Source organism: Dyella caseinilytica (assembly GCF_016865235.1).
GTDB classification, from domain to species: Bacteria; Pseudomonadota; Gammaproteobacteria; order Xanthomonadales; family Rhodanobacteraceae; genus Dyella_B; species Dyella_B caseinilytica.
Genome location: NZ_CP064030.1, coordinates 1,385,804 through 1,400,119 on the forward strand (window position 1 = coordinate 1,385,804; position 14,316 = coordinate 1,400,119).

At 58.4% G+C, this 14,316-nt stretch carries 6 protein-coding genes; all 6 read left to right on the forward strand.

The genetic code is table 11. The features are described 5' to 3' along the window. Nucleotides 1–32: 32 nt before the first annotated feature. The 6 genes from ISN74_RS05920 to ISN74_RS05945 all read left to right on the forward strand — a co-directional run bounded on the left by ISN74_RS05920 (nucleotide 33) and on the right by ISN74_RS05945 (nucleotide 14,251). The gene (locus tag ISN74_RS05920; RefSeq protein ID WP_188798304.1) at nucleotides 33–3,164 is read left to right on the forward strand and encodes a TonB-dependent receptor domain-containing protein; all 3,132 of its coding nucleotides are present in this window, start codon (nucleotides 33–35) and stop codon (nucleotides 3,162–3,164) included. A gap of 356 nt (nucleotides 3,165–3,520) precedes the next feature. Next, on the forward strand, nucleotides 3,521–6,568 hold the full coding sequence (locus ISN74_RS05925) for a TonB-dependent receptor (protein WP_188798306.1): 3,048 nt from the start codon (nucleotides 3,521–3,523) through the stop codon (nucleotides 6,566–6,568). A 113-nt stretch (nucleotides 6,569–6,681) separates the two neighbouring features. Then, the gene (locus tag ISN74_RS05930) at nucleotides 6,682–8,709 is read left to right on the forward strand and encodes an enterotoxin (RefSeq protein ID WP_229679033.1); all 2,028 of its coding nucleotides are present in this window, start codon (nucleotides 6,682–6,684) and stop codon (nucleotides 8,707–8,709) included. Between the two features lie 63 nt (nucleotides 8,710–8,772). Next, on the forward strand, nucleotides 8,773–10,260 hold the full coding sequence (locus ISN74_RS05935; RefSeq protein WP_188798308.1) for a glycosyl hydrolase family 79 C-terminal domain-containing protein: 1,488 nt from the start codon (nucleotides 8,773–8,775) through the stop codon (nucleotides 10,258–10,260). Between the two features lie 117 nt (nucleotides 10,261–10,377). Next, a complete protein-coding gene (locus ISN74_RS05940) occupies nucleotides 10,378–12,228 on the forward strand; it encodes a right-handed parallel beta-helix repeat-containing protein (protein ID WP_203546712.1) in 1,851 nt (616 codons plus the stop codon). Nucleotides 12,229–12,469: 241 nt separating this feature from the next. Beyond that, entirely contained in the window at nucleotides 12,470–14,251 is a 1,782-nt protein-coding gene (locus ISN74_RS05945) for a beta-galactosidase (RefSeq protein WP_229679034.1), read from the forward strand. Nucleotides 14,252–14,316 lie beyond the last annotated feature (65 nt).

The following is a 14,316-nucleotide window of genomic DNA, read 5'->3' on the forward strand; positions in this document are numbered from 1 at the left end:
TGCGCACGGCGGCAAAACATGGGAGGGCAGTCATGCGTATTACGAAGGCTGGTTGTCTCGCCGTCAATGGCGAGAGCAGGAGGTTGTCGGCGTTATCCATCCATAGGTCACTCATCACGATGCAGGTGGTTTGTGTCACGGGAGGCTTGGCGTTAGTGGGAAATGCATGGGCGCAAACCAGCGCCACCATCACAGATCAAAGCCAGAATTCGACATCGAACACGCAAAGCACCACACCTGATTTCAACTCGTCCACTTCGTCGAAAAAGCCGGTGAAGCAGCTTGAAGAGGTCTCCGTTACGGGTACAAACATCCGTGGCGTGGATATGGAAACGGCGCTGCCAACCATCACCATCACGCGGCAGGATATCCAGCGGCAGGGTTTCGCGACCGTCGGCCAATTGCTGCAAAACCTTCCCTCCGCGGCGACACCGGATCTCAGTCGCGGTGACGCGGCCTCGCTGGGTCCGAATCAGGGAGGCACCTTCATCGATCTGCGCGGGCTTGGGGCACAGCGCACGCTCGTGTTGGTGGATGGCGAACGCATCGGTGCGGTACACGGCGGCTATACCGATATCAGCGTGATTCCCGCCTCGATCGTCGACCATATCGACATCCTTGGCAGCGGCGCATCCGCCATCTATGGCTCGGATGCGATTGCCGGCGTGATCAACATTGTCACTATCAAGAACTTTCAGGGCGTGCAGGTCGACACCTATGCTGGCGAATACGCGCCGCATGAAGATGGCACGCAGGCGCAGTACAGCGTAACGGGTGGATCAACCACCGAGCGCAATTCATTGGTGGGTAGTGTCTCTTACCAATATCAGGGGGCGGTATGGGGTGGTGCGCGACCTTACTCGGCATATCCCTATACGGCCAATTACCCATATTTTGGACTCACCAATCAGCCGCCAAATAGCGGCATCATCACCAATTCGCCGCTGAACAACCCGAACATCGCGGGCGACCACACCCTGATGCTCAATCCGGGTGGCAACTCGACGAACCTTGCCGATTATTCGTTCATGCAGCCGCGCACCTTTAGCGCGAACGGCAATGTCACCAGCCTCGCCAATGCGGGTTCATACATCTACAACTACAACAATCTCAGCACCATTCTGAGCCCCAACAAGACCAAGAACCTTTATCTGGCCGATCGTTACAAGATCACCAACCACATCACGGCGCATTTCGAGTTCGGCTACAACCAAAGCTGGAACGGCGGGGCCGGTGGGCCCAGTTATCTCTATAGCGGGCAATCCAGCAATCCGCCCAACTTGCCTCAGTTCCCGATCGTTCTTTCGGCACAAAGTTACTACAACCCGTACAACGCGCCGGGCCAGACGCCGCAGGCTGTGAATTTCGTGCGCGCGTTCCCGCAAATTCTTTACACCAACGACAGCACCTCGAAAAACTATCGCTACAGCGGTGGTTTGGAAGGTGACTTCAATATCGGCGATCACGTCTTCAACTGGGACGCGTATTACTACAACAGCAAGATTCGCGACGACGATATCCGTCCTGGTCAATACAACCTGATCAATGTCACCGAGGCTTTGGGGCCATCGTTCATGCAGAATGGCCAAGTGGTGTGCGGCACGCCAGGCCATGTCATCGCAGGCTGCGTACCACTCAATCCGCTTGGTAACGTTACCCAGCAGATGCTCAACTACATCGCCATCGATAATAACGAGCACACTGGCTATGACGAGAGCGCGTTTGTGGCCGACATCAGCGGTGATGTCTACGAACTACCGGGTGGCGACCTGACGGTGGCGGGAGGTATCCAGCACCGCGAAGAATCCGGTTTCGACGATACCGATCCCTTTGCCACCGCGGGTTATTCCAGCGATTACTCGGTTCAACCCAATAGCGGCAGCTTCAACCTCAACGAAGGCTACTTAGAGGTTTATGCGCCCTTGCTGAAAGATCTGCCGGGCGTGCAAAGCTTGTCCCTGGATGTGGCGCAGCGCTGGTCTTACTACAGCAACTTTGGCAGTACGCGAAACTATTCGGTGAAACTTGCCTGGAAGCCGATCGACGATGTGATGGTGCGTGCGAGCTACAGCACCAACTTCCGCGCGCCGACCATCAACGATCTGTACCAAGGCCTTTATTTGGCTGGCGGCTTCACCGATCCGTGCGATTCGGTCTACGGTCCAGCGCAATACGGCTATAGCCCGGTGGTGGCGCAGCGCTGTCTTAGCGGTTTCGGCGGCCTTCCTGGGGTTTCGTCGACCTTCCGTCAGACCGGTATCACCGGTGTTCCGGTGACGGCGCCGAATTCTTACGGGGTCACCAATAGCTATAACGGCGGCAACCCCAACTTGAAACCGGAAACGGCTTACAACGGCGACGTGGGCATGGTCTACAGCCCGTCATGGCTACCGGGCTTCAATGCCAGTGTCGATTGGTGGAGCTACAACATACGTAACCTGATCACCAGCATCAGCAATGATCAGGTGTTGGCCGATTGCTACGAGTTCGGCATCACATCGGCGTGTTCGCAATTTCAGCGTGAGAGTGGCAATGGACCGTTGGCCGGCCAGATCATCAATCTGATGAATCTGGAAACCAATGCCGGCTGGTTGAAGGAGCGTGGCTGGGATTTCGGTGCGAGTTATGCGTTGCCAGAATACAGCTTCGGCAAGTTCAAGCTGTCGCTAAAAGGCACCTACATCGCGACCATGAATGATTTGCCGACGATTGGCTCGGCGGTGCAGTACACGGCGGGCACCGCCTACGGCAATCTGGATGGCGCGGTATGGCGAGTGCGTGGCACGTTCACGGTGAGCTGGGATTGGCATAACTTCGGTGCCGACTGGACGGTGCGTTACTTCTCACCGATCAAGGGTTACTGCGCTTACCCGCCACCGACCACGACCACGGTCTTTCCGTGCACGCTGCCGGATTACTACGAGCCCGGTGTTGGCATTTCACCGCTGACGCAGTTCCCATCGGTCACTTTCAACGACTTACAGGTGCATTGGAATACGCCATGGAAGGGCACGGTTTCATTGGGTGTGAACAACATCTTCAACCGCGTCGGTCCGTATATCTATGGCGGTGGCTTCAATGCGGGTACGGATGCGTATTACGACTACAACGCGTCGTATGACATCGGCCGTTTCGTGTACCTGCGTTATCAGCAGAAGTTCTGACGGCTGGCATGAGCGTGGTGCCGCGCGAAAGCCAATCGGCGGCACTCGTTCATTCCAGCCGGATGAAAGTTTGATCACTTTAATGATCATCATGAGGTGTTTCGAAAAAAACTTTGAGTTGGATGAGAGGAATGGCCGGGCACGCGGGAGAGTTCCGGCCAGTGATGAAGTTGATCGCATTTTATGTGCATGCACGGTGGGTTACGTGCGATCCGCTCGGCGGGGAGCTGGCGCTAACAACATCACGATCGGGGTGACCACTACGGTCATCTCACGTCGCAAGGGTTTGCGAGACATCAGCGACGGCTGCTTTAGCCGGCTTTTTCTAAAAAAGTGATTCAGAGAGGGGTTGGGCCATGAAATGCGCAGTTTTGTTGAAACGTAAGAGCCTGGGAATCGCGATCGGTTCCTTGTTGATATCCGCTGGCGCATACGGCCAGTCGACGACTAGCAACATCTACGGCCAGGTACCTCCTGAGAAGGGGACCAGTGTTGTTATCCGTAGCGATACCGGCCTGAAGCGCGAGATTCAGATCGACAGTAGTGGCCGCTACAACGCCGCGCAGCTGCCGGTCGGTAACTACAGCGTCACGCTGATGCGCAACGGCACTGCCGAGCAGACGCACGAGCATGTGGTGTTGAACGTTGGCGTCGGTGTGAACGTGTCGTTCACCGAACAGCCAGTGCAAGCCAAGCAGCTGTCAGGCGTATCTGTGTCTGCTAACAGTTCGCCACCGATCGACGTCAGTTCGGTGGACTCGCGCACGGTGATTACGGCGCAGCAGTTGGCCGCACTCCCGCTGGGGCATACGGCGGAAGCGGCTGCGCTGCTTGCCCCGGGTGCCGTACTCGATGGCGGTGGCTTTTCCAGTACAACGGGCGCTGCACTGCCAAGTTTCGGCGGCTCGTCGGTCGAAACGAACGCGTATTACATCAACGGATTCAACACGACCGATCCGTGGCTCGGGCAAGGTGGTATCACGCTGCCCTACGGTTCGATTTCGCAGGAAGAAGTCTATACGGGCGGCTATAGCGCCCAGTACGGCCGTTCCGATGGTGGTGTGCTCAACCTGATCGGCAAGAGCGGTACGGACGAATGGCACTTCGGCGGTCAAATCGAGTACATGCCGGCCAGCGTTGTTGGCACGCAGGCCAATACTTACTACGCGAACGGCTTGCCTCCCTCGCCAGTGGCAGGAAACCTGTTCGATCCCAACAGCAAGGACAGTCAATGGACGTCTGTCTACGACGCGTATATTGGCGGTCCGATCATCAAGGACAAGCTGTTCTTCTTCCTTTCCGCTGAAATGAGCAATGTCGGCGGCCAGACGGTCGGTCCGGTGGCCTCCAGCGAGGGCAGTCCGATCAACTCGGGCGGCATCGCGTCGGCACCAGGTACCTCCGAGAATTACCAGAAGCACCTGCCGAAGTGGTACGCCAAGATCAATTGGAATATCACGGACAAGAACCTGCTCGAATTGACCGCCGCTTCCAGTAAGCAAGAGACGTCCGGCACGGTCTACGACTACAACTACAAAACCATGCAGGCAACCTCGTTCGCGGGATATGCCGACAACACCAAGAGCGGCGGCGATTTTTGGTCAGCCAAGTTCACCAGCTACATCACGGACGATCTGACTTTCACGGCCTTGTACGGCCAGATGAAGACCTTCAATTACAGCATTCCGGTGGGCTACAACCCCGACGCGACCTACATTTCGGGTGCCACGTACCAAAATCCCGCGCTTAACAACGGGGTGCCGAACAATGGCGATCAGATCGTCAGCTCGCTGACCAACCCGTACTACACCACCAATAACCTGCGACTGAGTCTGAGTTATGTGCTCGGCGATCACACGATCACGGCCGGTATCGATAACTTGCAAACCCGTGCCCTGGATCAGCTGACGGAGGTTTCCGGTCCCGGTTATTACTGGGGCTACGGTTACACACCCAATCCAACGCAGGCGCTGGTGCCGGCTCTGGGAGTGGGGCCGATTGCCAATTATCCGAATGGAGCCTCGGGTTACTACGTCAGCAAGGACATCTCCACTCAGGGCGGCAATCTGACCGCGGTGCAGCACGCCGAGTACATCGAAGATCAGTGGCAGGTGTCTGATCGTTGGCTGTTGTCGTTGGGCTTGCGCGACGACGGTTTCACCAACTACAACGCAGCGTCCCAGCCTTACATGCGGCAGACCAAGCCGCAATGGTCGCCGCGCATAGGCTTCAGTTGGGACGTCAACGGCGATGGCAGCTTCAAGGTGTATGGCAACGCCGGTCGCTATTATCTCGGCGGATTGCTGGTCACCGGCCTGGAGGCCAATCCGGTACTGATCACGCAGCAGTACTACACCTACAGCGGCATCGCCGCGAATGGCACGCCGACAGGACTGACGCAGGTGTCCGGACCCGTGTCGGCCAACAATTTCTATGGCCAGACGCCCAATCCGAATACGGTCACGGCGCAGAATCTGAAGTCCGAGGATCAGGACGAATTCATTCTGGGCTTTACCAAAACGCTCGGCTCATCCTGGATCTATGGTGCCAAGGCCATGCAGCGCAGCTTGCAGCATGACGTCGAGCAATACTGCAACAATCAGGTCATTATCAACAAAGCGGCCTCGATGGGCATTGACGACGTCAGCAATGCCACCTGCTACTACTTCAACCCGGGCCAGGCCAACACCTTTGCCGTGCAGGACCCCAGCGGCGCCTTCCATAACGTGACGCTGACCAATGCCGAGTTGGGTTTGCCGACACTGTCACTGAAGTACTACAGCCTCGAAACGTTCCTGGAGCATCCGTTCGACGGGCACTGGTACGGCAAGATCGACTACCTGTTCTCGCGTAGCTACGGCAACACGGAGAGTCTTGGCCAGACGGATATCCAGGCGCTCGCAGCCAACCTGGATACCTACTGGAATTTCCCTCAGCTGATGGAATATGCCGGTGGCCCGCTTGGTCAGGATCACACTCATCAGATCAAGGCCTACGGCTACTATCAGCTGACGCCTGAGTGGCAGGTTTCGGCCAACCTCACGCTGGTCTCGGGTGGTCCCAAGAACTGTCTGGGTTTGTATGGCCCAAACCAGACGGATCCTGACGGCTACGGTTCGCTCTATAACTGGTGTAACGGCCAGCCATCACCGCCAGGTGCTGCCGGCCGTCTGCCGTGGATGAAGCAGGTCGACATCGGTGTCCGCTACAACCCGGCGTTCGCGGACCACAAACTGGGCTTCAGCCTGGACGTGGTCAATCTGTTCAACGGTCAGGCGCCGCTCAACGAATATTCGGAATACAACACGGGTACCGTGCCGGCTGCGCCCAATCCGCTGTATGGAACACCCATGCTGTTGCAGACACCGCGCTACGTGCGGCTTGGCGTGACGTACGACTACTGACCCAGCCCGTGAACCAACGCCCGATGGTTGCGGCAACCTGCATCGCCTAGTTTAGGGATATGCAGCTTGCCGTCGCCTTCGGGTCTCGGATCAACCCCTAGAGATTGAGTGAAATGCCCCATTCATTGACGTTGCATCGTTCCGAAAGCGCGGTACTGCGACACAAGCTGTTGGCAGTTGGGTTGTTTGCGGTGGTTGCCGGCATCGCGGCAGGTACATCGCCTTCGTTCGCCGACACCGCCCCTGAATCCAGCACATTTGGCAATGCGGCGATATCGGTGCGCTGGGAGCGCAATGGCGCGCACCTTGGCAGCATGGTGCTGACCGATCATGTCAATCAGCGTGATATCGCCGTGGACTCGCCTTTCGCGCTGACCTTTCGCGATGGCGGCAAGCTCGATGCCGCGCAGTTGTCCTTGCTCGGTCCGATCAAGGACGTGACGCTCAAAGCTGATCCCAACGCATCGCGTGAAGCGGAACGGTTATCGGGACACGCTATCGAAGCGAGCTTCGGCGATGCGGACGGTCGCATTCGCGTGGATTGGCAATGGGTACAGCGCGAAGGCAGCGATTATTTGCGCGAAATCGTTACCGTCACCGCACTGAAGAAGAACGAGGACATTTCGCGCATCGATCTGCTGCAGGTCAAGGCGGATCAGGCCGAAGTGATTGGCACGGTGCAGGGCTCGCCGGTGGTGGCGGGGAAGGACTATTTCGGCTTCGAACAACCTTTGTCGAGCAGTGAAGTCCGAGGCAAGCAGGTTCACTTGTGGATGGACGAGGGCTTGCCTTTGCCCAAGGGGCAATCGATCACCTATTCGGCCGTGGCCGGCGTCACCCACGACGATCAATTGCGGCGCGATTTTGCGGCCTATGTCGAACGTGAGCGGGCGCATCCTTACCGGCCATTCCTGCACTACAACTCGTGGTATGACATCGGCTACTTCACGCCCTATACGGAGGCCGAAGCGCTGGACCGTATTAATACCTTCGGGCAGGAATTGAGCGTCAAGCGTGGTGTGAAACTCGATTCATTCCTGTTCGATGACGGTTGGGACGATCGCAGCGGCAGCTGGCATTTCAGCAAGGATTTTCCGCACGGCTTTGTGCCCTTGCGTGAGGCGGCTGCGAAATATGGTGCGGCACCCGGCGTGTGGCTGTCACCGTGGGGCGGCTACAGCAAGCCGAAGGATGAGCGCATCAAGAACGGCAAGGCGGCCGGTTACGAGATCATCGATGGCGGTTTCGCGCTGTCCGGCCCCAAGTACTACCAGCGGTTCCATGACGCGGTGATGGCATTGTTGGACAAGGATGGCATCAACCAATTCAAGTTCGACGGTACCGGCAATGTCAGCAGTGTGTTTCCTGGCAGTTTATTTACCAGCGATTTCGCCGCGGCGATTCAGCTGATCGACGATATCCGCAAGGACAAACCCGATACCTACATCAACCTCACCACGGGCACGTGGGCTTCACCGTTCTGGCTGCGTTACGCCGATTCAATCTGGCGTGGCGGTGAGGATGACTGGCATGCTGGCGTGGGTACCGAGCGCGAACAGTGGATCACCTATCGCGACCAGCAAACCTACGAAAACATCGTGATCCAGGGGCCATTGTTTCCGATCAATTCGTTGATGCTTCACGGCATCATCTATGCGCAGAAAAACACGCGCCTGAATACCGATCCGGGGCACGACTTCCCCAACGAAGTGCATTCCTACTTTGCTACCGGTACGCAGCTGCAGGAGATGTACATCACGCCGTCTCTGTTGAGCAAGGAAGACTGGGATACGTTGGCCGAGGCGGCGAAATGGTCGCGGGCCAATGCGGATGTGCTGCGCGATACGCATTGGGTCGGCGGTGATCCGGGGCGGCTCAATGTGTACGGTTGGGCATCGTGGTCACCGGCCAAATCGATCATCACCTTGCGCAATCCGGATTCGCATCCGCAGATGGCCGTGGTCGACCTGCAACGTCAGCTGGAATTGCCGAAAACGGCGGCTCGCCGATTCAGTGTGCGTGATGTCTGGAAGAGCGGCGGCAGCCAAGTGCCGACGCAGTTGGATGCCGATCATCCCGAAGTGGTGCAGCTTGCGCCGTTCGAGGTGTTGACGCTGGAGCTGACACCGCAGTCGCCATGAACAGACCGGGCGTCTCGCGCGCCCGGCACTTTCCCTTGTCGTGCAAGTTCAGGAGAAGGCCGCATGTTCGACCCCTCACGGCGCAAACTGATCAAGGCAGCCGCGCTGCTGCCGCTGGCGTCATCGTTCGCGCGACTTGCCGCAGCAGCGCAGTCGTTGCCGGGTACACCGGCACAGGCCACGTTCGCGTTGCAGCCCGAGCAGCCTGGACGACTTGTCAGTGACACGCTGACCGGATTCAGTTACGAAACCTTGCAACTGGCGAACCCCGCGTTCTTCTCGGCCGATAATCACGCATTGATACAACTGTTTCGTCAGTTGAGTCCGCATGGTGTGCTGCGCATCGGCGGCAACACCAGCGACTACACGGTGTGGAGCGAGTACCGTGGCACGCTTCCGGTACAACAAGCCGGCAAGATCGGCCCAAAGAGCACATTCGTGCTGCACCCGCAGTCGCTGCATGCGTTGGCGGGCTTTCTACGTGCCACGGGTTGGAAACTTGTCTTCGGCGTCAATCTCAAAATCGGCGTGCCGGCGATGGCGGTAGAACTGTCACGCGCGGTGCAGCAAATCGTTGGTGATTCATTGCTGGCGGTTCAGATTGGCAACGAGGCCAACAACTATGAGAAAGACTACGCGGCATTTGACGCCGCGTGGGTGCCCTATGCTGCAGCAATTCGCGCGGCGGGCGTGCCGATCGCTGGTCCCGATACCGGTGCGAATACCGATTGGGTGATCGACTACGCGAAGCGGCATGGTACGGAGAACGTGTTTCTGAGCCGCCATTATTATCGCGACGCGGCATCCAACGGTTCGATTCCGAATTTGCTCGCTGCTGACACCGACTTCTATGCAGAAGTCGATCAGATCATGAGCGTAGCGGACGGGACACATCTGCCATTCCGGCTCAGCGAAGCCAATTCTTATTACTTCGGTGGCCGTGACGGCGTCAGCAATGTCTTTGCGTCGGCATTGTGGGGTGCGGATTTCATGCTTGCGCTCGCACAGCGTGGTGTGGCCGGCATCAACTTCCATGGTGGCACCTTGGAGTCGGTGGAAGCGTCGTTGGGACATGGTGTGGATGCTGCAACCACGGCTGCCGACACGTCCGCCCGCCGTGATGCGGTCACGTCACGCTATTCGGCGATTGCGGGCAACGCGGAGCTAGGCTTCCAACCTCGGCCGTTGTACTACGGGATGTTGTTGGCACAGCAATTCGCGGGTGCACAGATGCTGCCAGGACGCCTTGATGCCGCGGGTGTAAACCTGACGGCTTACGCTGCACTACGCGATGGCGCAGTGCAGGTCGCCTTGATCAACAAGGACCCCACGCGTGACGCTTCGGTTGCGATAAGTGGTCTGAAGGGTTTCGATGCGGGCAAGTTGATGCGTCTGTCCGCGCCGTCCCTGGACAGCCGGCATGGCATCGTCCTTGAGGGCATTGATGGTACTGCAGCTGGCCATTCTATCAACGCCGACGCACACGGCATCTGTCACGTTGTATTGCCGCGCAGCAGCGCTGCATGGGTTCGATGGAATCATTCTGTTTAATGAGGTTTGCATCGGCCATGAGATGGCTGGCATGACCGAAGTCGGCGGTTGGGAGATGGCATGCGCGATGGCAGTTTGGGACTGATTCGGCGGTATGCCCGTCGGATTAGCATTGTTATGGTGAGTCGCGGTTTTGGCTTGCTGCTTCTTCTGGCATTTCCGCATTCAGTGTTTGCCGAGACACTCTACGCATCGCCCTTGGGTGCTACACAGGGACCCTGCACGGCATCCACTCCTTGCACATTGGCTGCCGCGCAATCACGTGCGCGTGCACTGCGGCGCAACGGCGATATGGACGTTGATGTCGCATTGCGCGAGGGCACCTATCGATTGCTGCAACCGCTGCAATTCTCCGCGATGGACAGTGGATCGCCAGAACATCCAGTGCGCTGGCATGCTGCGCCGGGTGCTCATCCGGTCTTGATCGGTAGCCGAGCGATAGCGGGCCAACAGCGCGGCGCGTTGTGGGTGTTTCCGATTCAGTCGGCGGATGACTTATCGAGTGTCTATCTGGATGGTCAACGTCGGGAACCCTCACGGACGTCATCGTGTTCCGCTTGCAAGGTGGACGCGAAGGGTCTGTCGGGTATTCCACCGGCGACGATGCGCATGTTGCAAGTCGGCTCGATGGTGGTGCTCCACGTGCGCTGGCGAGATTTTCGCTGCGCGGTGACCGCGCTGGGCGAAGATCGCGTGACGCTTGCGCAACCCTGCTGGCACAACACGACGCTCGATTCTCAAAGTGACTGGCGCGTGGCCAGCCCGGTGGGTAAGTACTACAGCGGTGTGGATGGGTTCGAAAATCTGGTCGGCGTGCCCGTCGAGCCAGGTAGCTTTACGGTGGATACGCAGCAGCATCTGTTGCTTTACCGGCCACGTACGGATGAATCTTTACTGCACGCCGTTATCGAGATACCCGTGGCGGAGCAACTGCTTCGACTGGGTGGCACATCCGATGCGCCGGTGCATGATCTGACGTTCTCCGGCATCACGTTTTCCTACACCGGCTGGCGCAAGCCTTTGTCTGACGATGGCTATGTAGGCTTGCAAGCGGGTTACGTTGTCGATGGAGAGGGGAGAACAGCGCTACCCGACAATGGCGAGGGTATGAACCGGATCGGCGCGGCAGTGCAGGTCGATACCGGTCGAAATATCGTCTTTGACCGGGATACCTTTGCTCATACGGCAGCCGCCGGGATTGCGTTCTCTCGCGGCACACATGGCGCTGCCGTGCTGAACTCCCACTTTTTCGACCTTGGCGGTGGTGCGATCTTCGTGGGTGATACCGAGGCACATCCTGCGCATCCTGACGACAAGTCGTCCGACTTCGTGATCGATAACAACAGGATTGACCACGTTGCGCAGATCTATCGGGATAATGTCGCGATCATGGCCGGTTTCGTGAACGGTATCGAGATCGCCCACAACACGATCAGCGACCTGCCTTACACCGGCATCTCCGTAGGCTGGGGATGGGACTATGAGGGCGAGGCGCCGGTGCAGTCATCGATCCATATTGTGGCAAACCGCATCGAACGCGTAATGCTGCAACTGGCCGACGGTGGCGCCATCTATACCCAGGGCACCTCCACGCCCGACACGTCGTGCATCGTGCGCAACGCCATCGACATGCGCCACAGCGGCGAAGGCAATGGCATCTACCTGGACGAACACAGCGTTAATTTCGATGTGGAACATAACGTGGTGCTGGGCTCCTGGATCAGTGCCTGGGCACCGTGGAGCGGCCATCTGCGCATGGTGTTCAACTGGACCGATATGACGCTTGGCAAGCCGGACAAGCTTGGGGTCACGAAGGTGTGGGCGCCGAACTTCACCGGGTTGCGCGTGTTGCCCGCGCAGGCGCAGGCGGTGCAACGCGAGGCTGGTGCGCGCAGCGGGGTCGTCGCCCAGGTCGCCGTGCCGGTCAAGGTGCGAGCGGGCTGTCTGTCGGGACGTATTGACCCTTGAACGGATGTCTTGAGGTACGCTCGGGCGCTCTTGCATTTGCCTGATCGTTGCGGGAACGCCGGTATGGCGATCATGCAAGCGCAACCCCTCACCCCAACCCTCTCTCTGGCAGGGAGAGGGAGCGACTCAGCACCAAGGTAACGGATCGATGCAACGACGCGACTTCCTCCGATTTGCAGTCCTCACCCCTATTGCAGCTTCGATACCGGCCGTCTATGCGGCAACTTCCCAGCAGACTCCGGTGACTGAGCCGATTCCAGACGGCAAGCATCACCGCTTCGAACTCAGTCATCAGCATTTCCTGCTCGATGGCACACCGTTCCAGATCCGCAGCGGCGAAATGCATCCTGCACGCATTCCGCACGAATACTGGCTGCATCGCATCCGTATGGCCAAAGCGATGGGGTTGAATACCATCGCGATCTACCTGATGTGGAATTTCCTGGAGAGCGAGCCGGGCATCTTCGACCTGACCACCGGGCGCCGCGATTTTGCGCGCTTTATCCAGCTATGCCAGCAGGAAGGCATGTGGGTCTACCTGCGTCCTGGTCCGTATGTGTGCGGCGAGTGGGATATGGGCGGGCTGCCGCCGTATTTGCTGCGCGATCCCACCATCCGCGTGCGCACCAAGGACGACAAGCGCTACATGGACGCGGTGGCGCGTTACATGGATGCCGTGGCGCCACGGCTTGCGCCGTTGATGGTCAGCCGCGGCGGTCCGATTCTGATGGTGCAGATCGAAAACGAGTATGCGTCATTCGGCCACGATCTCGATTATCTGCTACGCCTGCGCGCGATGTGGCAGCAGCGCGGCATCGAAGGGCCGTTCTCGATCGCCGATGGCCTGGCGGAAATCCAGAAAACACACACCTATGTGCCAGGGGCTGCGTTGGGTCTGGACGGTGATACGGATTTCGCAGCGGCCCAGCTGATCGCCGGTGAGGCGCCGGTGTGGCAGGGCGAGGGCTATCCAGGTTGGATCACGCATTGGGGCGATCTGGATTTCGCGCGCGGCAACTTTACGGGCACGTTGCGCAAGCTGCTGGCTGAAGGACGTTCGTTCAACATGTATGTGGTGCATGGCGGCACCAATTTTGGTTTCACCGCTGGCGGCAATGCGCATAACGATTATTCCGGCTTCGAGCCGGTGATCACCAGTTATGACTATGGCGCGCCCATCAACGAGCGTGGCGAAGCCACGGCCGATTACCACGCCTTCCGCAAACTGATGGCTGCGCATGTGCCGCATGCCCTCCCGGCGCCTCCGGCCGCACCACCCACGGTTCATTTCGATGAGGTATACGCCAAGCCCTTCGCCTGCATCTGGGACAACCTGCCGATGCCGGCAAGACAGGTGGAAAAGCCCAATCCCAACGAGATGCTGTTCGCGCAGGATCACGGCATGGTGATCTACCGCAAGACCCTTTCCACGGGCGGCATGCTGCATATCGAAGGCTTGCGTGACTACGGCACGGTGTTCAGTGAGGGCAAGTATCTGGATTATCTGTCGCGCGTTGAGAAGCCTGGCTTGCATGCGATGCAGCATGTGGACGTTCCGCCTCCGGCCAATGGCGCGGGCGCGATACTGGATATCCTGGTCGACAGCTTTGGCCATGTGAATTTTGGCCAAGCCATGTACGACTTCAAGGGCATCGTCGGCGCCGTTACGCTGGATGGCGAGGAATTGAAGGACTGGCAGGCGTTTCCCTTCCCGCTGGATGAAGCCTATGTCACCGGTTTGCCGCCGATGACGGCAACGTCATCGATCCGTCCCGGCATGTTTTTCAAGGCGATCATCGAGCTGGATAAGCTTGGCGATTGCTATATCGACATGAGTGCCTGGGATAAAGGCTATCTGTGGGTGAATGGCCAGTTGCTCGGCCGCTATTGGCGTATCGGTCCGCAGCAGCGGCTGTATTGCCCGGCCTCGTGGCTGGCGCACGGGCGTAACGAATTGCTGGTGTTCGACATGCACCGCGTGAGCGCAACGCCGATTAGCTGCAGTGATCGCTTGCAAGGCTGACCCGGAAATGGATGGGCATTCATTGAATGCCCATGGTTTCAGGCTTTCGACGCTGCGCGATGCCC